The sequence below is a fragment of the Pseudomonas sp. NPDC090755 genome (genome assembly GCF_044769005.1).
GTDB lineage: Bacteria > Pseudomonadota > Gammaproteobacteria > Pseudomonadales > Pseudomonadaceae > Aquipseudomonas.
In genome coordinates this window covers 22149-42256 of sequence record NZ_JBIVXC010000023.1, presented here as the reverse complement: position 1 = coordinate 42256, position 20108 = coordinate 22149, and the positions used below count along the sequence as shown (strand labels likewise).

Here is a 20108-nt window from a genome sequence, read left to right as displayed (position 1 = left end):
TTTTGCTGTCGACCGGCCGCCGTTGATCGATACGCGGCGCGCTTGTCGTTCAGGCGCTGCGTGCGTGCCTGCGCATCAGACTGTGCAGCAGGCCCAGGCGCAGTGCGGGCTCGGACAGTGTCATGCGCTCGATGCCGAACACTTTGAAGGCCGCCAGCATGATCGCAAGGCCCCCCGGCAAGGCGCCCAGCTTGTGCGGTTGCAGGCCCGCCAGCTTCAGGCGGCTGGCCTGTCCGGCCTGCAGCAGGTGCAGCGACAGGCGCAGCAGACCGGAGTAGGTGATGCTGTCGCTGTCGTCGTCATTGAAGTAGTTGGCCTTGAGCACCTTGGCCAGCATGCGTGCCGTACCCGAGGAGCCGATCGCCACTTGCCAGTCATGCTGGCCAATGCTGCGGGCGATGCTGGAGAACTGCAGGCAGGCAGCCTGTTCGGCCATCTGCAGGTTGCGACTGTTGACCTTGCCGTTGGCGAAAAAGCGAGTGCCGAAGGTGGCGCCACCGATCGCCAGGCTTTGGGAGTACAGGGCCTGGCTGGCACGCCCGACGATCAGTTCGGTGGAGCCGCCACCGATATCGACCACCAGGCGGGTGGTCTTCTTGCACGGCATACTGTGGGCCACGCCGGCATAGACCATGCGTGCCTCTTCCTGGCCGGACAGGATCGTGATCGCAAAGCCGAGCCGCTCCTGGGCGCCGGCGATGAAGGTCGCGGCATTGCGCGCCTGGCGTACGGCGCTGGTGGCCACCGCCCGCACGCGACATTCCTCGAAACCGCGCAGGCGCTTGCCGAAGCGTTCCAGGGCCTGCCAGCCGCGCTCCAGGGCAGGGTTGTCCAGGGCGTCGCCGTGCAGGCCGTCCGCCAGGCGAACCGGCTCGCGCAGGCTCTTCACTTTCTGGATCATCGGCCGCTGCTCGCACAGCACCGGCTGGCCGATGGTCATGCGAAAGGCGTTGGAGCCCAGGTCAATGGCCGCAAAGAGTGAGTCGTTGCCTTTCATGCGCGTATTCCTGATAAGCCTTCAGGCTGTGCCGGCAGCGGGCAAGGCCCGTGCCGATGCTGATTGACAGCCATGGTGCACGTCATCAATGACACTGCGATGACAGCGCGAGCGATCAGGCCGCCCGTTCCAGGCTGTCGAGCAGGTCGACAAACTCCCGCGAGAGCTTGTGGCGTGGCGCCAGATGAACCAGTGGCACCGACAGCTCGTGGGATTCGCGCATCTTGATGGAGCTGCTCAAGTAAACGGGCAGCACCGGCAGCCCTTCGGCGAGCAGTTCGTTGACCAGGGTGCGGTGCAGGGCGGTACGCTCGGTGAACAGGTTGACCACCACCCCTTCGACGATCAGCGATTCATTGTGATCCCGGCGCAGCGCCTCCACCTGGGCGATGACACTGTGCAGCGCCTGGCGAGAGAAACGGTCGCAGTCGAACGGAATCAACAGCCGGTCGGCGGCGACCAGGGCACTGTAGGTGTAGAAGTTCAGCGAGGGCGGTGTATCGATGTAGATGCGCTCGTAGTCCTCGGACAGTTCGACCAGCAGTTTGCGCAGCCTGTTGATCTTGAACTTGCTCTGCAGCTTGGACTGCAGGTCCTGCAGGTCGGGGCTGGCGGTGACCAGGTGGAGGTTGTCGTAGTGGGTCTGGGTGATCGCCACCCGGCTCTTTTTGCTGGCAGGGCCGCTGGACAGCGTCTGCCTGAAGAAGTCGGCGATGCCGGAAGGGATCTGGTCGTCGACAAGGCCCGTGAGGTAGTGGGTCGAGTTGGCCTGGGGGTCGAGATCGACCAGCAGCGTGCGGTAGCTCTCGGCAGCACTGGCCGCAGCGAGGTTGCAGGCGATGCTGGATTTGCCAACGCCTCCCTTTTGATTGAACACGACACGACGCATGAGGCAGTTAATCCCTGTAAAGGCCTGAAACATCATGTTATGACTGAAAAGTTTCAGTTTTAAGACAGGGGTGCTACGGGGAGCGGCAGGCGAGTGCGGCGCCAGGCGTCGCACTCGCCCCCGGATCAGTGAGGTGCCCGTGGAATGGTCTTGAGCAGATCTTCCGGGCTGATGTGGCCAACCACCTGCTGCTGAACCACGCTGCCGGGCTGCGGCAGGTCGAGGATGTGTCCCTTCATCTTGCCGATCACGTGCATTTCGCACGGCTTGCAGTCGAACTTCAGGGTCAGCACTTCGTCACCATGCACCAGTTGCATCGGCGCGACCTTGGTGCGCACGCCAGTGACGCCCTTGGCCTGTTTCGGGCACAGGTTGAAGGAGAAGCGCAGGCAGTGCTTGGTGATCATCACCGGTACTTCGCCGGTTTCCTCGTGGGCCTCGTAGGCGGCATCGATCAGCTTCACGCCGTGGCGGTGGTAGAAGTCGCGGGCCTTCTGGTTGTAGACGTTGGCCAGGAACGACAGGTGCGACTCCGGATACACCGGTGGCGGGTTGGTCTCGGCCTTGCGTCCACCCCGTGGATGGGCGGCAATGCGGGCTTCGGTCAGGGCTTCGATCACTTCGCGGCGCAGGGCCTTGAGCTGCGAGTTGGGGATGAAGAACGCCTGTGGCGCATCCAGCTCGATGGTGGTGGCGTGGTACTGGGTGGTACCCAGCTGGCCGAGCAGGTCGTGCAACTGCTCCAGCGCCTGCTCCGGCTTGTTGGCCACACCGAACGGGCCGTCGAGGGCGACGCTGGCGCTGACGCCTTCCTCGCTGGTGGCGGTCAGTTCCAGGCGTTCTTCGCGCAGGCGCGCGGTCCAGGCCAGGCCGACCCGGCGCTCGGCCGAGGTCTTCTGCAGGGCCTGTTGCCAGTTGTGGTCCAGGTTGCGGCTCAGCGGATGGTTGGGGCGCAGCTGGTGCAGGCCCTTGGGCATCTCGTTGGGCTCGACGCGGTAGCGGTAACGCTTCTCGCCGTCTTCATCGAACTCGCCCTTGGGCTCGGCGATGTTGGCGCGGAACCCCACCACTTCACGTTTGACCAGCACGTTGAGGCCGTCACCGTTGGACAGCGGCTCATGGGTGATCACTTGCAGGTCGCGCTTGCCGACTTTCTCCACCACACCCACCGGCAGGCCGGTGAAGGTCGGCGAGTCGAAGGCGCCGATGTCGATCTTGCGCTCGCTGACGAAGTAGTCGGTGCTGCCGCGGTGGAAGGTCTTGTCCGGGTCGGGCAGGAAGAAGTGCGCGGTGCGGCCGCTGGAGGCGCGGGCCAGGTCCGGGCGGCCTTCGAGGATGTCGTCCAGGCGCTGGCGGTAATAGGCGGTGATGTTCTTCACATAGCCCATGTCCTTGTAGCGGCCCTCGATCTTGAACGAGCGCACACCGGCATCCACCAGGGCCTGCAGGTTGGCGCTCTGGTTGTTGTCCTTCATCGACAACAGGTGCTTTTCATAGGCGATCACGCCGCCTTTCTCGTCCTTGAGGGTATAGGGCAGGCGGCAGGCCTGGGAGCAGTCGCCCCGGTTGGCGCTGCGGCCGGTCTGGGCGTGGGAGATGTTGCACTGGCCGGAGAAGGCCACGCACAGCGCACCGTGGATGAAGAACTCGATCGCCGCGTCGGTTTCATCGGCGATGGCGCGGATTTCCTTGAGGTTCAACTCGCGGGCCAGGACCAGTTGCGAGAACCCGGCCTGGTCGAGGAACTTGGCCCGGGCCAGGGTGCGGATATCGGTCTGGGTGCTGGCGTGCAGCTCGATCGGCGGGATATCCAGCTCCATCACCCCCAGGTCCTGGACGATCAGGGCGTCGACGCCGGCATCGTAGAGCTGGTGGATCAGCTTGCGCGCCGGTTCCAGCTCGTTGTCGTGCAGGATGGTGTTGATGGTGGTGAACACCCGCGCATGGTAGCGCCGGGCGAACGTCACCAGCTCGGCGATATCGCTGACTTCGTTGCAGGCATTGTGGCGCGCGCCGAAGCTCGGGCCGCCGATATACACGGCGTCGGCGCCATGCAGGATGGCCTCGCGGGCGATGGCCACATCGCGGGCAGGGCTGAGCAGTTCCAGGTGGTGCTTGGGTAGGGACATGTGTTTTTAGTCAGGCTTGTCACGGTCAAGGCGCGCATTGTAGCGCGAAACGCCTGACCGGCACCCGTTGGCTGCCAGGTGGTGGCCGCAGCCCTGGTAGTTGTAGCCGCTGCCGCCAGGCTGCGGCCTGTAGGAGCGGGCTGGTCCCGCGATGCGATATAACTGACCGATCGCAATCGCGGGGCAAGCCCGCTCCTACAGGACGTAGCCTGGCGGGGAGGGCGTCAGGCCTTGGCGGCCATCGCGGTGACTTCCACGCGCATGCCTTCGACCGCCAGGGAGGCCACGCCAACGGCGGCGCGTACTGGCCAGGGCTTGGCGAAGAAGCGCTGGTAGACCTCGTTGAAGGCAGGGCGGTCGGCCATGTCGGTGAGGTAGATGGTCAGGTGCAGGACCCGGTCCATGGAGCTGCCGGCACGCTCCAGCGCGACCTTGAGCGCCTGCAGGGTGCATTCGCTCTGCAAGGTGATGTCGCCCAGTTCCAGGCTGCCATCGGCGCGGGTGGGGATCTGGGTGGAGACCAGCAGGCCACCGAAACCGGTGACGTCGGAGGAGATGGACTCCGGGTCGGGATCAGGGATGTAGGTGATGTCGTTGTTGGCCATGGGACTCTCTTGTGCGAGGGGGTAAATGAAGCTGAAGGGTAGTGTACAACCTCCTCAAGGCCTTATCAGCGTACCTTGCACGGGCCGGGCTCAACAGTAAGTCGCTGTTTCTGCGAAAAAAAATCGGTGTTGGGGGTTTTCAGGCACGAGGAAAGTTGGTAAATTTGCGCCCACTGCCGCACAGGCAGCCATCAAAAGAGTGCCAGTCACTCGTCGCAACACCTACAGGGGCGTCGCCAAGCGGTAAGGCAGCAGGTTTTGATCCTGCCATGCGTTGGTTCGAATCCAGCCGCCCCTGCCATTTTCCTTTCCAATATTCCCAACGATTTGTCCGCACACTGCTGCATGCAGGCGCGAATTTGCCCCGCGATGCGGCAGAACGATCAATCGCGGGGCAGCTGCATCACAACGGCGAAATCGTCCCCAGCGCGCCAATGCCGATAGCCAGCACCAGAAATCCCACCACGAAAATCGCAAGCTTGGCCATATGTACTCCGAACAGAAAAAAAGTGCCTCGTAGGCGCTTCATTGTCGGAGTGTCAGGGTTTTCATTACAGATGCAGGTTGTGCAGAAAAATACGGATCAGATGACAATCGCCCCATTTGCGGGGCGATTGCATCAGTGACCTGCGGCGTGCCTGTCAGGCCAGGTCAAAACGGTCCAGGTTCATCACTTTGTGCCAGGCGGCGACGAAGTCCTTGACGAACTTGTCCTTGGCATCGCTGCTGGCATAGACCTCGGCCAGCGCCCGTAACTGGGCGTGGGAGCCGAACACCAGGTCGACCCGGGTGCCGGTCCACTTCACTGCACCGGTCTTGCGGTCACGGCCTTCGAAGGTGTCGTTGGCGCTGGAGGTGGGTTTCCACTCCACATTCATGTCCAGCAGGTTGGCGAAGAAGTCATTGGTCAATTGCTCCGGACGTTGGGTAAAGACGCCATGGCCACTTTGCCCGGCGTTGGCACCCAGCACCCGCAGGCCACCGATCAATGCGGTCATTTCCGGCGCGGTCAAGGTCAGTTGCTGCGCCTTGTCGACCAGCAGGGCTTCGGGTCTGACCCTGACCCCGGCCTTGACGTAATTGCGGAAACCATCGGCCACAGGCTCAAGGAAGCCGAAGGATTCCACATCGGTCTGCGCTTGCGAGGCGTCGGTGCGCCCGGGCGAGAAGGGCACGGTGACGTTGTGGCCAGCGTTCCTGGCAGCCTGTTCCACGCCTGCGCAACCGGCCAGCACGATCAGGTCGGCCAGGGAGATCTTCTTGCCGCCACTGTTGAAGTCGTCCTGCAGGCGTTCCAGTACGCCAAGCACCTTGGCCAGTTGCGCAGGCTGGTTGGCCTCCCAGTCTTTTTGCGGCGCCAGGCGCAGGCGTGCGCCGTTGGCACCGCCGCGCTTGTCCGAACCGCGGAAGCACGAGGCGGCTGCCCAGGCGGTGGACACCAGTTGCGAAACCGTCAGGCCCGAGGCGAGTACCTTGGCCTTGAGTGCGGCGACATCGGCGTCGCCTACCAGGGCATGGTCGACCTTGGGAATCGGGTCTTGCCAGAGCAGTTCTTCGTTCGGCATTTCCGGGCCGAGGTAGCGCGACAGCGGGCCCATGTCGCGGTGGATGAGCTTGTACCAGGCGCGGGCGAAGGCATCGGCCAGTTGCTCGGGGTTGTCCTTGAAGCGTCTGGCGATGGGCTCGTAGATCGGGTCCATGCGCAGGGCCAGGTCCGAGGTCAGCATCCGGGGTTCCTGTTTCTTCGTCGGGTCGAAGGCGTGGGGGATCTTGCCGGCGCCTGCGCCATTCTTCGGTTTCCATTGCCCGGCACCGGCCGGGCTCTTGGTCAGCTCCCACTCGAAGCCGAACAGGTTTTCCAGGTATTCGTTGCTCCACTTCGTCGGGGTCGAGGTCCAGGTCACTTCCAGGCCGCTGGTGATGGCATCGGCGCCCTTGCCGCTGCCGAAGCTGTTGCGCCAGCCCAGGCCTTGCTCCTCCAGGCCCGCCGCTTCGGGCTCAGGGCCGACATTATCGGCGGGGCCGGCGCCATGGGTCTTGCCGAAGGCGTGGCCGCCGGCGATCAGCGCTACGGTTTCTTCGTCATTCATTGCCATGCGGCCGAAGGTGACGCGGATGTCCTGGGCCGAGGAGACCGGATCGGCATTCGCTTCGGGGCCTTCCGGGTTCACGTAGATCAAGCCCATCTGTACGGCGGCCAACGGGTTTTCCAGATTGCGTTCGGTCGGCGGCGGGGTGCCTGCCGACTTGCCGTAGCGGGTATCGCCGCCCAGCCAGACAGTTTCGGCGCCCCAGTAGACATCTTCATCGGGTTCCCAGACATCGGCGCGACCACCGGAGAAACCGAAGGTCTTGAAGCCCATGGTTTCGAGGGCGACGTTGCCGGTCAACACGATCAGGTCGGCCCAGGAAATGTTGCGGCCGTACTTCTGCTTGATTGGCCAGAGCAGGCGCCGGGCCTTGTCCAGGCTGACGTTGTCGGGCCAGCTGTTGAGGGGGGCGAAGCGCTGCTGGCCGGAGCCGGCGCCGCCGCGGCCGTCACCGGTGCGGTAGGTGCCGGCGGCGTGCCAGGACATGCGAATGAACAATGGGCCGTAGTGACCGAAGTCGGCGGGCCACCAGTCCTGGGAGTCGGTCATCAGTGCCCGCAGGTCTTGCTTGAGGGCGGCGAAGTCCAGGCTCTTGAACGCCTTGGCGTAGTCGAAGCCCTCGTCCATGGGGTCGGACAGGGACGAGTGCTGGTGGAGGATCTTGAGATTCAGCTGGTCGGGCCACCAATCGCGGTTGGTGGTGCCGCCGCCAGCAGCATGGTTGAACGGGCATTTTGACTCGTTTGACATGACTGATGCACCTCTGGATGGACTCACCCCACTATCCGACCCGTTTTGCCAACCGGGTAGAGATGAGTGAAATCAATGGCATAGGTTCAAGGCCAGCGGTTCGATCAACGAATCGATGATGGCCATCACGGACAACTCAGCATAGCGGCAATCTCGTTATCGGTTGGTTGGCCCACTACGGGAAAGGCAGCTGTATGCCGCTTGATTAACGCCTTTCCAGATGCCATCCGGCCGGATCAGTGCAGCGATAAATATAGGCTAGACGTGGGGAAGGGCGAGGGCTAATAGAGGGAATATAGGGGAGCGATAGAGTGGCTCTGTCAAGCGGGCGACTATGCTTCGAAGCGACCCGTGGCCTTGCGATCGTGCGTGTATCGCCGGGTGAACGGAAACGCCGGCAGCCATGACTCGCGTCGCACGATCCAACTTTCATAGGTGGGCACCAGTTGATCCGGGGCATCCAGGGCGCCCAGGTGCACCTCGACTTCGTCGGCGCTGCGGGCAAACACCGATGAGCCGCAACGAGGGCAGAAGTGCCGGCCGGCGTAGTGATGGGTCTCACCTTCGATTTTTACCGCCTCCTGGGGGAACACTGCGCAGGCATTGAACAGCGCCCCATGGTGCTTGCGACAGTCCAGGCAATGGCACAGGCCGACCCGGTAAGGGCGACCCGAGGCTTTGATGCGGACCTTGCCGCACAGGCAACCGCCGGTGAATCGGTCCATGGTGCGCCTCCTCTGCAGGTTGGAGGAAACATAGCAGCCAGGCGACGGTGTCAGTCTGGCGGCTGATGAGCGGAGCTAGCTCGATCCCGGACTTGTGTGCGACCGCACGTTACTCAGTCGTCGTTTTCAGCCAGCGGGTCGTAGTATTTGCTTTGTTCCGGAGTGAAGGTCACGACCATGCCGGTGCGGCTGCACACCAGTGTCCGCTCCATCGTGGTGTCGATCTGCAGGTCTTCGCCGCGCAGGCCTTGCCATTGCGCAAGGTACTTGAGCGAGCCGTATTTCTCCCGCTTCTTCAGGGTGCGTTCGACGCCGCCTTTCCAGCCCAGCATCGGCAACTCGCCGTCCAGGCAGCGCCGGGCGAGCTCGGGGTGCTTGAGGGCTCGTTCGCGGCCAATTTCCCAACAACGGATCAGGCCATGGTCAGGGCCCTGCCAAGTGTCGTTCCAGCTGAGGATCGGGCGTGGGGCGAGGTGGATCGGACGGTGGACGGTCGTGTTCATACAGCCTCCCTGGCTGTGGATGATCGCTGTTATCCGGCGAATGCTACTAATTTGCCATCATTGGTGTCCAGCATTGCTATCACGAGGCTGCGGCTACCTCGCGGGGGCGTACAGTCAGCGGATTACTATAGCTAGCTCGGCGGGAGGTGGTAGCGTCGGGGGAGCAATCGCAGGCTACGTCAGCTTGTGTCTTGATTGCCTGACGGTGTAGCCGCTGCCGAGGAACGAGGCTGCGATCGACTGCGCAGCAGTCGCAACCCGGTCACCTCGTTGTACCTGACAGACTGAAGTCGCCAGGTCTTACGGCCGCTTCGCGGCCGATCGCAGCCTGGCGGCAGCGGCTACACCCTCAGGCAATCAAGACAGTTGTTACCACAATGACTGGGCATACCGAGAATTGCTGTAGGAGCTGGCGATCAGCGTTGCGTCAACCAGTATGCATGCAGCGCCCGCGCCGCCGGTTCGATCGCCGCCACCCGCTGGCGATGCAGCACCACGTCCAGGTCCACCGGCAACTCGAAATTGTCCTGCTCGGCGCAGTCGGCAATCGCCTGCAGGCGGCTCGCCTGTGGCTCGGGCAGTTCAGGCCACTCGCTCACTGCCGCGGCGCGCACATAGCCAAAGCACCATTCTTCGGCCAGGGTCAGTGGCTGGCCCCGGTGGCGGGTTTCTTCGAAGCGCGCCTTGAAGGCTTCAGGGGCGCTGGCCAGTTGCGCGGCCAGGGTGTTGAGGTGGCGCACGCACAGGTCGATGAAGCGGCGGCATTCTTCGGGTTTGCGCCAAGGCACATGCTGGCCGCCAAAGAGGGGTGGGAACCACACGGCGATGTCCACCTGGGTCGGGCCCGAGGCCATTGCCGTGAGGTAGCCATCCAGCTCGGACAGGTTCAGCACGCTGTGATCGTCACCATACCTGAGCAAGGTGTCTTCGATGAACTCGAACTCGTTGGGGGTGAGAGGTTGCGGGTGCATGGAGAGTTCCTTGTCCTGGTGAGCGTAAAAAAGCCGGGGAGGATGGCGTTTTTCCAAGGATTAATCCAGTCTGGCCCGGCATTGTCGTTATCGTCGTGCATCACCGACGAGTGGTGGCTTATTGTCATTGCGCTGGTTTGACAGTGTATTCACCGCAACTATGATCCACAGGCAGCTGCCAACATGCTCGCCATGCCAGGGAAGCAAGGTCATATGAGCACGGATTCTCGAGCGCCCATCGTCGACACCCAGGCGAGCCCAGGGTGTGACGATCATCTGGTCCAGACACAGATCGCTACCTGCGCCTTCACCGCGTTGATCAGGCCCGCCGACCCAGTGTCCGCACTGACCTACGTGAGTGACGGTCAGCAGAGCGCTGGCGCTGCGCCGGACCTGCGTGCAGGCTACCCGGTGATGACCTGCGCCCTGGGTCCGCAAGCGAACCAGCTGTTCCTGCAGCAGGTCGCCCAGCGCAGTGGCGGCCAGTACTTTTATGCGCCGCGCGCAGCCGACCTGATGAAGGTGTACAACAAGGTCCTGGCCCGCAGTGCCCAGGCGTCCCTGCTGGTCAATCAGCTCACGGCAATCGCCCACCATGAATGTCAGTTGATACCGCTGGTGGTGCCCCAGCGACCGGGCAGTGTGCAGGTGTCGGTGGTGTGGTCCGCCCCGGCCATCCGCTATACCGCCGACAGCGCGCAGAGCGACCAGCTTGCAGTCAATCTGGTCGAGCCTTGCGGCGCCATCAGTGCGCTGAAACCGAGTCGGGTCGGTGCGGGCTTTGTGATCTTCACCCTCGATGCGCCGACAGCGGGGCTGTGGTACATCCAGCTGGCCTACAGCGGCCGCGCCCCATCGCTGTTGTGCACGGGGGCGGCACTGCACTATCCCGCACCGGGGCGCAGCGGCCTGGCGCCGTTGTGGATGAACATCGAACTGGCCTCCCTGCACCGGGTCGGTCAGCCGTTGGCGCTGACGCTGCATGTGCAGGCCGGAGGTGAAGTGTTGAGCAATGTCCGCGCCCACGCCCTGGTCCTTGAACCGGACGACGGCGCGCTCGACAGCCTTGCCCCGCGCCAGCGGATCGTGCATCTGCAGGGCAGTGCGGGCGAGTATCGGGGCTGGCTCGATACACCGGTCGGCGGGTCCTACAGCGTGCAACTGCAGGTCGGCGGCGAGAGCCAGGCATCCGGGCCATTCCAGTGCAGCGACCTGGCCGGTGTGCTGGTACGGGCCGCGCATTAATTTATCAATGCCCTCGCTCGTTCTCTTGGTAGCCACCGTACGCCAGTTGCGCGTCGGGCCCATTCAATCCAGGAGACAGGCAATGACATCCGTATTCGACCGCGACGACATCGTGTTCCAGGTAGTGGTCAACCACGAAGAACAGTATTCCATCTGGCCCGACTACAAGGCCGTGCCGGCCGGCTGGCGCACCGTGGGCAAGAGCGGCCTGAAAAAGGAGTGCCTGGCCTATATCGACGAAGTCTGGACCGACATGCGTCCCTTGAGCCTGCGCCAGAAGATGGCCGAAGCCGCTGCGGCGCAGTGAGGGCGGGGGCGTGTCGTCACTGACCCTGTTGTGCCTGCCGTACTCTGGCGCCAGTGCCATGGTCTACAGCCGCTGGCGGCGCAAGCTGCCGGCCTGGCTGAATGTGCGTCCGGTGGAACTGCCCGGACGCGGCGCGCGCATGGGCGAGCCTGCGCAAACCGACATGCAGGCCCTGGCCCGGCAACTGGCCAGTGAGCAGCGCCTGGCTGCCAGCCAGCCTTATGCCTTGCTCGGTCACAGCCTGGGGGCCTTGCTGGCGTTCGAGCTGGCCCATGAGCTGCAGGCCCTGGGTTGTCGAGCGCCGCTGGCGCTGTTCGCCTGTGGTACGGCGGCACCCACCCGCCGCGAAGACTATGACGGTGGCAACTGGAGCGAGCCGAAAAGCGATGCGGTACTGATCGAGGAACTGCGCAAGCTGCAGGGCACCCCGGAAGAGGTGCTGGCCAACCAGGAACTGATGAGCCTGACCCTGCCGGTGCTGCGTGCCGACTTCCTGCTCTGTGGCCGTTACCGCTATCGTCAGCGCCCGCCGCTGCACTGTCCGTTGCATGTGCTGGGCGGCGAGGATGACCGCGCCAGCGAGGAACAACTGCTGGCCTGGCGTCGGGAGACACTGGGCGACTTCTCCCTGGAGGTTTTCCCGGGTGGTCACTTCTTCATCCATGAGCATGAAGACCGGGTACTGGGCGTGCTCAGTGCCACGCTTGCGCCCCATCGGCTGTCGGCCTAGCGATTGACGCCACGGCCCGTCGTGGGCGAGCCTTGAGCGTTCAACCCACGACACAGGTGCAACGGATGTTGATCATGCCCAACCAGGCCGGCTTGCTGGTCATCGACGTGCAGGAAAAACTCATCGGTGCAGTCAGCGACCCGGCCGGGACCCTGGCCCGGACCCGCTGGCTGCTGGCGGCCACCCACACCCTGGGCCTGCCCACGGTGTTTTCCGAACAATACCCCAAAGGCCTGGGCCCGACCGTGGCCGCCCTCAAGGAGGCCTCGCCCGGGGCCCTGGTGGTGGAAAAACTGCACTTCTCCTGCGTGACGGCCCAGTGCCTGCCGGCGTCCTTGCTGGCGCGTGAGCAGGTGATCGTCTGCGGCATGGAAACCCATATCTGCGTACTGCAAACCGTGCTCGGCCTGCGCGAGCTGGGCAAGCAGGTGTTTGTGGTCGAAGACGCCTGCGACTGCCGCGGTGCTCATAATCGCGACGCCGCCATCGCCCGCATGCGCGACGCCGGGGCACAGATCGTCACCCGCGAGATGGTGGTGTTCGAGCTGATGGGTAGCAGCGCCCATGAGCAGTTCCGGCATATCAGCAAGACCTACATGGTCGGCGAACAGCCCTGAGCCACGCGCACGCCGGATTGCAGACGGGTCCTGGCCTCGCTACTGTGCAGCTGTTGCGGATCGAGGCGAGGGAGAGGCATGCAAGTTCGAAGTCTGGTGTTGGCCGTTGTCGTGCTGCTGACGGTGCAGGGCTGTGTCACCCAGCGTGAACAAGTCGAAGGCGATCCGGCCAAGGTGCGGGCGCAGATCCAGCGCTTGCTGCCGACGGCCACCAAGGACCGCGAAGGCTGGGCCCGGGACATCCAGACCGCCTTCACCACCCAGAAGATCGCGCCCAGCCGCTCCAACCTGTGCGCAGTGCTGGCGGTAACCGAGCAAGAGTCGACGTTCCAGGCCGACCCGCAAGTGCCGGGCCTGGGCCGCATCGCCCGCCAGGAAATCGACCGCCGTGCCGCCAGCCTGCATATCCCGCAGCTGCTGGTCAACGCGGCCCTGCAGACCCGCTCACCGAACGGCAAGACCTACAACGAGCGCCTCGCGGCCGTGCGCAGCGAGAAGCAGCTCAGTGCGATTTTCGATGACCTGATCGGCAGCGTGCCCCTGGGCCGCACCTTGCTCGGCGACCTCAATCCAGTGCGCACTGGCGGGCCGATGCAGGTCAGTATCGACTTTGCCGAACGCAATGCCCGCGACTATCCCTACAAACACAATGGAACGATTCGCCAGGAAGTGTTCAGCCGCCGTGGCGGGATGTACTTTGGCATCGCTCACCTGCTGGGTTATCCCAGCCACTACGAGCGGCAGCTGTACCGCTTTGCCGACTTCAACGCCGGTTGGTACGCCAGTCGCAATGCGGCGTTCCAGAGTGCGCTCAGTCGTGCCAGTGGCGTAGAACTGGCGCTCGATGGTGACCTGATCGCCCCCGGTGCAATCATGCCGGGCAGCACCGAGAAAGCCGCGCGACGCCTGGGCGAGCAGCTCGACCTGCGCAACCCGGGCATCCGCAATCAGCTGGAGAAGGGCGACAGCCTGGATTTCGAAGACACCCGCCTGTACAGCGGTGTCTATGCCCTGGCCGAGGGCAAGGTCGGCAAACCGTTGCCTCGGGCGCAGTTGCCGGGTATCGAACTGAAAAGCCCGAAGATCACCCGCAAACTGACCACGGCCTGGTTTGCCAAGCGGGTGGATGAGCGCTATCAGCGTTGCATGAAGCGTTGAGTTGGTGGTGGCCCTATCGCGGGTCAAGCCCGCTCCCACAATATATCTGTGCACACCAACCTGTGGGAGCGGGCTTGACCCGCGATGAGGCCCTCAGCTATTACCCGCCACCAACGCCCCGACCACCTGTTCAACACTGGCCTTCAACCCCGCAAGTGAATCCTGCGCATCGGTCTCCACCACCAGCAACTTGGCCCCCGAGGCGGCAATCACCTCGGCCACGTCCTTGCTCGGCTGCTTGTGATGCAGCACCAGTGCCACGTCCTGGCCTTTTAGCTCATCGCCCAGACGCTTGAGCGCCGCCGCATCCCACTGCTCATCCGCCACCTGCGGATGATCGATCAGGTCCAGGTTCAGGCCGCTGACCAGGTAGTCCAGACGCTCCGACAGGTTGACCACGCTCAGGTTGTCCGCCTCGGCCAGGCGCGCTTCGCTGCCGGCGCTGAGCTCAAGCAACTGGCGCTTGAGACTGGCCAGGTTGCTCTGGATCTTCGCCTGGTCGGCCGGGCTCAGGCGCCCCAGGTCATTGGCCAACACATCGGCCATGCGCCCAAGGTTGGTCGGGTTGAGCCACGGATAGCCGGCGAAGCCGTTGTTGCCTTGCACGGCGATGCCCGGCAGGGCGCCGTCCACCGGCCGCGCAGCATCGATCTCGACGATGCGGATATTGCTGCGCCGGGCCACCGGATAGAGCGGGTCGTCGTTCCAGATCGAACGTAGGCCGATCACCGCGTCAGCCCCGTTCGCCGCTTTTTGCAGGCTGGCACCGCCACGGCCACTGAAGTACGAAGGCTGGCGCGACGCCGGAATATTCGCCGGGGCTGCGCGCTGCAGCTGCACCGAGGTGCCGTCGAGCAGGGCGCTGGCCAGGGTGTTGGTTACCGGCAGCGAGGCCAGTACGGTGACCTTGGCTGGCGCTGGCGTCTGGGCCAGGCTCAGGGTGGGCAGCCCGGCGAGCGCCAGGGCCAGGCACAGGTGCTGGAGTTTGAAGGTCATGCCGGGTTTCCTTGCAGGCGTGGAACAAGGCCGCGGGCGAGGGCCGCGAGGGCAAAAAAGGCGCCGGCGACGAGGATGATCGCCGCGCCCGAGGGCACCGGCAGGTCGAAGACGATCGGCAGCAGGATGCCGGCCAGGGTGCTCAGGGTAGCGATCAGCACCGAAGCCCAGAAAAAGCCCTTGAGTGACTGGCTGACCAGTCGCGCCGCGGCTGCCGGAATCACCAGCAGGGCGCCGACCAGGATCGCGCCGATGACCTTCACCGCCGCCACGGTGACCAGGGTCACCAGCACCACGAACAGGTAGTCCAGGCTTTTCACCGCCACCCCGCGCACTGCTGCCAACTGCGGGTTGAAGCTGGCCAGCATGATGCGGTTGTACAGCGGCAGGGCCAGGGCCAGCACCAGGCTGCCGACGATGCCGAGCACCAGCAGGTCCTGGGCGTTGACGGTGAGCACCGAGCCGAACAGCACGTTCTCGAGGATGTGCACGTTGATCTTGCCCGCCAGCATCAGCAGCAGGCTGGCACCCAGGGCCAGCGACACCGAGAGGAACACGCCGATCAGGGTGTCGGGTGAAAGCCCGGTGCGGTTGCGCAGGAAGTTGAGCAGGATGCCGAACAGCAGGCAGTAGCCGAACAGGCTGCCATAGGGGCCGGTGTAGGGTTCGCCGAGCAGGATGCCGATGGCTACCCCGGTCAGCGCCGCGTGGCCGACCGCTTCGGAGAAGAAGGCAAAGCGCTTGACCACCACCAGGGTGCCGAGCCCGCCCAGCACCGGGCCGATCATCAGGCCGGCGAGCAGGGCATTGATGACAAAGCCATAGGCCAGGGCTTCAGGCAGGTAGCCGGCGCTGGCCCACCCCTGGATCAGCAGGCGAAATTCTTCGTAGTTCATGACAGGCTGCCCTCGCTGCGCGGGTGGATGGAGAACAGGCTGAGCAGGCGTTCCGGCGTCAGTGCCTGCTTGGGCGGCGCATCGAACAGCACCCGCCGGCTCAGCCCCGTGACCCGGTCAGCCAGGCGGGTCACCGCCTGCAGGTCGTGCTCGATCCACAGCACCGTGGTGCCGGCGGCGCGCCAGTCCAGCAGCAGGTGTTCAAACACCTGGATGCCGGCTTCGTCCAGTGCCGACATGGGTTCATCCAGTACCAGCAGTTGTGGTGCCGGGATCAAGCCCTGGGCCAGCAGCACGCGCTGGCGCTCGCCACCGGAGAGGGCGCCCATGCGGCGCTTGCGCTTGTCGAGCATGCCGACCCGCGCCAGCGCCGCGTCGATGGCTGGCGCCAGCGTGCGCGACACGCCCAGAAAGGCCGGCCGGCGCTGGCACAGGGCGGCCATGAAATCGTCCACGGTCATTGGCAGGCCACGGTCGAACTCCAGGGCCTGGGGCACGTAGCCGATGACCTGCTGTTCGCCGGGCCAGGTCAGGGTCAGCTGGCCCTGGTGCGGCATCTGCCCCAGCAGGGTCTTGATCAGCGAACTCTTGCCGCCGCCATTGGGGCCGACCAGCGCATGCACGCTACCGGGGGCGACCTTGAAGCTGACCTGGTCGAGAATCCGCGTACGCCCCAGGGTCAGGTCGATACCGGCAAATTCGATGGCCGGCCCGCAGGGCAGGCTGACGACGGTTTCGGCGACGGTCATGCCCTGGACTCCTTGATCGCCTTGACCACGGTGTCGAGGTTGCGCTTCATCTCCACCTCGTACTTCTCCTTGCTGTAGTCACCATAGGAGATATGGGTCAGTGGGTAGATCTTCACCCCGGACTCGCGCTGGATGGTCTGGACATAGGCCGAGGGGAAGTCTATTTCCGAGAAGATCACCTTCACGTCCAGCTCGCGGAGCTGGTCGATGGTCTTCTTCAACTGGCTGGGGCTGGGCTCGATACCATGGGCCGGCTCCACCACGGCGGTGACCTCCAGGCCGAACTCCCGCACCAGGTAGTCGTAGGCGGCGTGGATGGTCGCTACGCGAAACTCCGCGCCCGGCGCTTCAGTGACCTGGGCCAGGGCTTCGGCGCGCAGCGCGCGCAGGCGCTTGGCGTAGGCGCGGGCGTTCTGGCTGTAGTACCTGGCGTTGTCCGGGTCGAGCTTGCCCAGCTCGCGTGCGATGTTGTTGACCTGGGCGATGCTGGCGCTGATCGACAGGAAGGTGTGCGGATTGACCACCTTGCCGGCACCCCGGGCGGCGACACCGGTGGCCGCCAGCAGCGGCACGTTGCTGTTGGACTCGATCACGGTGATCTGCGGTTTTTCGCTGGCGGCGATCATGCGGTCGGCGAAGTCGTCATGGCCGATGCCGTTGAGCACCACCACATCGAGGCTGCCGATACGCTTGATGTCCTCGGCCCTTGGCTCGTAGGCGTGGGGGTTGAAGCCGGCGGGAATCAACGGCACCACCTCGGCCTTGTCGCCGACGATGTTGCTTACGTAGCTGTAGTACGGGTGCAGTGTGATGCCGATGCGCAGCGGCTTGCCGTTGCTGTCGGCCAGGGCTGTGGCCGGCAGGGCCAGGGCGATGAACACACTCAGAAGGCGGCGGGCGAGGGCGGAGCGAAACATGGGGCGTCCTTGTATCAGTGGCGATGCTGGCGGGTGACGCCGGCGTCGTATTGAACGGCGATCTGTTGCCAGCCGGCGGCGATCAGGGCGTCGCGGGTCAGCTCGGCGGGCACGCGGGCATCGGCTTTGCGCTGCAGCCACACATCGGCCACGCCGTCATGGCTGCCAGGCAGCAGCAAGAGAAAGCTGCCGGCCACGTCAGAGGCCTGGCTCATGCCCAGGTAGGCCTGCTCGCCCAGCCGTTGCCACTGGTGCTCGCCATGGCTGGCACTGCTGGCGTCCCGGGTGAAGGGCGGGAAGCCTTCTTCGGCCAGCGTTGTCACTTCGACCGGCGCCGGGTCTTCCTCGCGGCGCAGCTGGATTTCTTCGAGGGCCACCCGCAGGTCGGCATACACCCCTTGCTCGGCGGCGTTCAGGTCGCGGCGGGCATCGAGCTGGTGAGCCTCGATGCGCACCTCGTCAGGGTCCTCGCCGCGCAGGGCGACGATGCCACCCGCCACCGCGAGGATGAGCAGGCTGACCAGCAGTACATAGAGGGTTTCGTGCCCGGCACCGGCCGGGCGTACCACCTGGACCCGGCTCATGGTTCACCGATGTCGGCGTGGTCGATTTCGACGACATGCCCGGGGCCGGCATCGAACAGCACATAGAACTCGCCCGCCGGGCGCTTGAAGGTCAGCCTGGAATCCTCGCCCAGCTTGCCGGGCACCAGGATTTCCTCGTTGTAGCCGATCACATCGAGGGTCACCCCCGGCGCGCCGCTGCCATCGGAAAAGCCGCCGGTGCACTCGATCTGCTCGCCGTCCACGGGCTTGCATTCGCACATCGGGTTGTGGGCCAGGGCCGGGCCTGCGGCGCCGAGCAACAGCAGGGGCAGGAGCAGCCTGCGGGCAGTGAACGTCATTACTTGCCTCCTTGTTTGTTCAGCCAGGCGACCGTGGCCGGCGAGGCCTTGGCCAGCGGTATGGCGGCCTGGTGCAGGCTGCCGTCCCAGCCTTCGAGGGTGATCCAGATCTCGGCGTCGGCGCGGGTCCTGGCCGGGATGGGCAGGTTGGTGCCCATGCGGTAGGGCGGGCCGAAGAAGATGGTGCCGGCGGCGCGCAGGCTGCGTGGCTTGCCGATGCGCAGGTAGGCGGCCTTGACCCCGCTGATGCAGGTCTGGCAAAGCGCTGCGTTGAAGGCCTTGAAGTAACCGGCTGGGCCGTCGGCGCGCGGTGCGTCTTCGCGCAACTCGGCCAGGCGCAGGCTCCAGGGGCCTACCTGGAACTCGCCGATTTCCCGTTCGCCCAGGCCGCTGTCACCGCGCGCCATCGCCGCGTCGGCAAAGTACTTGGGCATGAAGCCCAGGGGAATCAGCAGTAACAGGATATTCAAGTGGAAGCGCCACTTGAGCCAGAACTGTTTCAGCGGTGTAGCGGGTGCGGCGGCTGCTTTGCTCACAGGCTGGCCTCCGTGACGGTGTCGGTGACGGCGGGCGTGTTCTTGCGCGGTGCGCGCTCGCTGCGCTTGAGCGCGGCGGCGGTGGCCTGGGCGGTACGCTTGGTCCAGATCAACAGACCGCTGAGCACCATCATCGACAGCACCAGGCCGAAGAAGGCCCAGATCAGTTTGATGGCCAGGCCGCCGAAGTCGCCGGTGTGCAGCGGACGCATGGATTCGGTGACGAACTCCAGGGTCGAGCGGTCCTGGATCAGGAACTGCGACTCGATCTTGCTGTTGTACGGGTTGACGTTGACCGTCTGGAACATCAGCGGGTACCAGCCGCGCCCGCCCAGGTACAGGTGGGCATAGGCGTTGCCGGGCATCACCAGGAAGCTCACGTCCAGCCCGGGGATCTGCTCGCTGGCGATGCGGATGGCCTCATCGACGCTGATGCGCGGCGCCGGCGCCCCGGACTCGGTGCGCGGCACGTCTTCGCGGGCGATCACCGGGACCACCGGCTCGGTGGAAAGGGTGACGTGGTTGTCGGCCAGGATCGCCTGGATCAGGAACCAGGTGCCGGTGATGGAAATCACCGCGATGAACCAGATCGACCAGATCCCGCTCAAGCGGTGGAAGTCGCCCCAGAAGATCCGCGCGCCATGGTTCAAGCGCAAGGTCGGCTTGAAAAAGCCTTTCCAGAAACGTTTGTAGACCACAAGCCCGGTGACCAGCGAGGCCAGCATCGGCAGGCCGAGCAGCGACACCAGGTACCAGCCCCAGCTGTAGCCATTGGTGAAGGGCACCAGCCACCAGCCATGCAGGGCACGGGTGAAGGCCTCGAAGTTGAACGACGGCATTCGGCCCTGGATCGCCCCGGTGTAGGGGTTGACGTAGAGCGTCGGTGCGCTGCCATCGGCGAAGGTCACCGATGCGGTCAGGGCGAAATGCGAACCGTCCGGCTGGCTGAGAAAGTTCACCGCCATGTCCGGTTCGGCCTTGCGCAGGGCGTCGAGTACTTGCTGGTAGCTCAGCCGCTGGGCCTCGTCGGTCGGTTTGCTGGCGCGTACATCCGGGTTCGCCAGCCAGACGATCTCCTGGCTGACCACCGCCAGGGTGCCGGTGACGCACACGATCAGTACGAAGAACCAGATCGGCAAGGCAAGCCAACTGTGGACCAGGAACCAGATTTTTGAGCGTGACTTTTTCGACATGAGCCTGTCTTTTGTGGGTGGGCGGTCGGCAGCCCCACCGGGTCGGCAAGCTACTCGTCATTAGTAAGGACGAATGAGCAGGGCAAAACCCGTCCATTTATTTGAAAGAGAATGTTTCTAATTTTTACAAAGGTTGTTCTGCCCGCCGCACCCTGGTTAATTTTCCAAATGTTTCGTCCGTTTTACGGGGATAGCTGAGCC

At 64.4% G+C, this 20108-nt stretch carries 21 protein-coding genes and 1 tRNA gene; 6 read left to right on the top strand and 16 right to left on the bottom strand.

From position 1 onward, the window contains the following. Positions 1 to 49 precede the first annotated feature (49 nt). The 4 genes from ACIQUS_RS24245 to ACIQUS_RS24230 all read right to left on the bottom strand — a co-directional run bounded on the left by ACIQUS_RS24245 (position 50) and on the right by ACIQUS_RS24230 (position 4620). Positions 50 to 997 (bottom strand): Ppx/GppA family phosphatase, encoded by a 948-nt coding sequence (locus ACIQUS_RS24245; protein WP_403052675.1) that lies wholly within the window; start codon positions 995 to 997, stop codon positions 50 to 52. Between the two features lie 115 nt (positions 998 to 1112). Next, the gene (locus ACIQUS_RS24240; RefSeq protein WP_403052672.1) at positions 1113 to 1886 is read right to left on the bottom strand and encodes a ParA family protein; all 774 of its coding nucleotides are present in this window, start codon (positions 1884 to 1886) and stop codon (positions 1113 to 1115) included. Between the two features lie 125 nt (positions 1887 to 2011). Further along, the gene (locus tag ACIQUS_RS24235) at positions 2012 to 4015 is read right to left on the bottom strand and encodes a U32 family peptidase (RefSeq protein WP_403052669.1); all 2004 of its coding nucleotides are present in this window, start codon (positions 4013 to 4015) and stop codon (positions 2012 to 2014) included. A gap of 224 nt (positions 4016 to 4239) precedes the next feature. Beyond that, on the bottom strand, positions 4240 to 4620 hold the full coding sequence (locus ACIQUS_RS24230; RefSeq protein ID WP_403052666.1) for a RidA family protein: 381 nt from the start codon (positions 4618 to 4620) through the stop codon (positions 4240 to 4242). A 226-nt stretch (positions 4621 to 4846) separates the two neighbouring features. On the opposite strand from ACIQUS_RS24230, the gene ACIQUS_RS24225 reads away from it, so the two are divergent. Further along, a tRNA-Gln gene (locus tag ACIQUS_RS24225) sits at positions 4847 to 4921 on the top strand. 340 nt (positions 4922 to 5261) lie between these two features. On the opposite strand, the gene katG is transcribed toward ACIQUS_RS24225, so the two are convergent. The 4 genes from katG to ACIQUS_RS24205 all read right to left on the bottom strand — a co-directional run bounded on the left by katG (position 5262) and on the right by ACIQUS_RS24205 (position 9659). Then, entirely contained in the window at positions 5262 to 7460 is a 2199-nt protein-coding gene (katG, locus tag ACIQUS_RS24220) for a catalase/peroxidase HPI (protein ID WP_403052663.1), read from the bottom strand. Between the two features lie 332 nt (positions 7461 to 7792). Continuing rightward, a complete protein-coding gene (locus tag ACIQUS_RS24215) occupies positions 7793 to 8185 on the bottom strand; it encodes a GFA family protein (protein WP_403052660.1) in 393 nt (130 codons plus the stop codon). Positions 8186 to 8298: 113 nt separating this feature from the next. Further along, a complete protein-coding gene (locus ACIQUS_RS24210; RefSeq protein ID WP_403052657.1) occupies positions 8299 to 8688 on the bottom strand; it encodes a hypothetical protein in 390 nt (129 codons plus the stop codon). A 416-nt stretch (positions 8689 to 9104) separates the two neighbouring features. After that, positions 9105 to 9659, bottom strand: a complete 555-nt coding sequence (locus ACIQUS_RS24205) for a UPF0149 family protein (RefSeq protein ID WP_403052654.1) — start codon at positions 9657 to 9659, stop codon at positions 9105 to 9107. 213 nt (positions 9660 to 9872) lie between these two features. Here ACIQUS_RS24205 and ACIQUS_RS24200 point away from each other — a divergent pair, with 213 nt between their 5' ends. The 5 genes from ACIQUS_RS24200 to ACIQUS_RS24180 all read left to right on the top strand — a co-directional run bounded on the left by ACIQUS_RS24200 (position 9873) and on the right by ACIQUS_RS24180 (position 13716). Then, positions 9873 to 10904: a hypothetical protein gene (locus tag ACIQUS_RS24200; protein ID WP_403052651.1), complete on the top strand. Its 1032-nt coding sequence runs from the start codon at positions 9873 to 9875 to the stop codon at positions 10902 to 10904. A gap of 82 nt (positions 10905 to 10986) precedes the next feature. After that, positions 10987 to 11211 carry an MbtH family protein gene (locus ACIQUS_RS24195; RefSeq protein WP_403052648.1) on the top strand — a complete coding sequence of 75 codons (225 nt, stop codon included), beginning with the start codon at positions 10987 to 10989 and terminating at the stop codon, positions 11209 to 11211. A gap of 10 nt (positions 11212 to 11221) precedes the next feature. Then, positions 11222 to 11941, top strand: a complete 720-nt coding sequence (locus ACIQUS_RS24190) for a thioesterase II family protein (RefSeq protein WP_403052646.1) — start codon at positions 11222 to 11224, stop codon at positions 11939 to 11941. Between the two features lie 65 nt (positions 11942 to 12006). Continuing rightward, entirely contained in the window at positions 12007 to 12558 is a 552-nt protein-coding gene (locus tag ACIQUS_RS24185) for a hydrolase (RefSeq protein ID WP_403052643.1), read from the top strand. A 78-nt stretch (positions 12559 to 12636) separates the two neighbouring features. Next, positions 12637 to 13716 carry a DUF1615 domain-containing protein gene (locus ACIQUS_RS24180; RefSeq protein ID WP_403052640.1) on the top strand — a complete coding sequence of 360 codons (1080 nt, stop codon included), beginning with the start codon at positions 12637 to 12639 and terminating at the stop codon, positions 13714 to 13716. 93 nt (positions 13717 to 13809) lie between these two features. Here the strand turns inward: ACIQUS_RS24180 and ACIQUS_RS24175 are convergent, their stop codons facing one another. The 8 genes from ACIQUS_RS24175 to ACIQUS_RS24140 are packed head-to-tail and all read right to left on the bottom strand — an operon-like array spanning position 13810 to position 19907. Continuing rightward, positions 13810 to 14712 (bottom strand): metal ABC transporter substrate-binding protein, encoded by a 903-nt coding sequence (locus ACIQUS_RS24175; protein ID WP_403052637.1) that lies wholly within the window; start codon positions 14710 to 14712, stop codon positions 13810 to 13812. After that, positions 14709 to 15608 (bottom strand): metal ABC transporter permease, encoded by a 900-nt coding sequence (locus ACIQUS_RS24170; RefSeq protein WP_403052634.1) that lies wholly within the window; start codon positions 15606 to 15608, stop codon positions 14709 to 14711. Before ACIQUS_RS24170 ends, ACIQUS_RS24175 begins: the two co-directional genes overlap by 4 nt. Beyond that, the gene (locus ACIQUS_RS24165) at positions 15605 to 16357 is read right to left on the bottom strand and encodes a metal ABC transporter ATP-binding protein (protein ID WP_403052631.1); all 753 of its coding nucleotides are present in this window, start codon (positions 16355 to 16357) and stop codon (positions 15605 to 15607) included. The genes ACIQUS_RS24170 and ACIQUS_RS24165 overlap by 4 nt, the downstream gene beginning before the upstream one ends. Continuing rightward, the gene (locus tag ACIQUS_RS24160) at positions 16354 to 17274 is read right to left on the bottom strand and encodes a metal ABC transporter substrate-binding protein (RefSeq protein ID WP_403052628.1); all 921 of its coding nucleotides are present in this window, start codon (positions 17272 to 17274) and stop codon (positions 16354 to 16356) included. Before ACIQUS_RS24160 ends, ACIQUS_RS24165 begins: the two co-directional genes overlap by 4 nt. Before the next feature lie 14 nt (positions 17275 to 17288). Further along, positions 17289 to 17858, bottom strand: a complete 570-nt coding sequence (locus tag ACIQUS_RS24155; RefSeq protein ID WP_403052625.1) for a DUF6162 family protein — start codon at positions 17856 to 17858, stop codon at positions 17289 to 17291. After that, complete coding sequence (locus tag ACIQUS_RS24150) at positions 17855 to 18178, bottom strand: hypothetical protein (protein ID WP_403052622.1); 324 nt, start codon at positions 18176 to 18178, stop codon at positions 17855 to 17857. The genes ACIQUS_RS24155 and ACIQUS_RS24150 overlap by 4 nt, the downstream gene beginning before the upstream one ends. Next, the gene (locus tag ACIQUS_RS24145; RefSeq protein ID WP_403052619.1) at positions 18178 to 18714 is read right to left on the bottom strand and encodes a thiamine pyrophosphate-binding protein; all 537 of its coding nucleotides are present in this window, start codon (positions 18712 to 18714) and stop codon (positions 18178 to 18180) included. The genes ACIQUS_RS24150 and ACIQUS_RS24145 overlap by 1 nt, the downstream gene beginning before the upstream one ends. Next, entirely contained in the window at positions 18711 to 19907 is a 1197-nt protein-coding gene (locus ACIQUS_RS24140; RefSeq protein ID WP_403052616.1) for a PepSY-associated TM helix domain-containing protein, read from the bottom strand. The genes ACIQUS_RS24145 and ACIQUS_RS24140 overlap by 4 nt, the downstream gene beginning before the upstream one ends. Between the last annotated feature and the right edge of the window lie 201 nt (positions 19908 to 20108).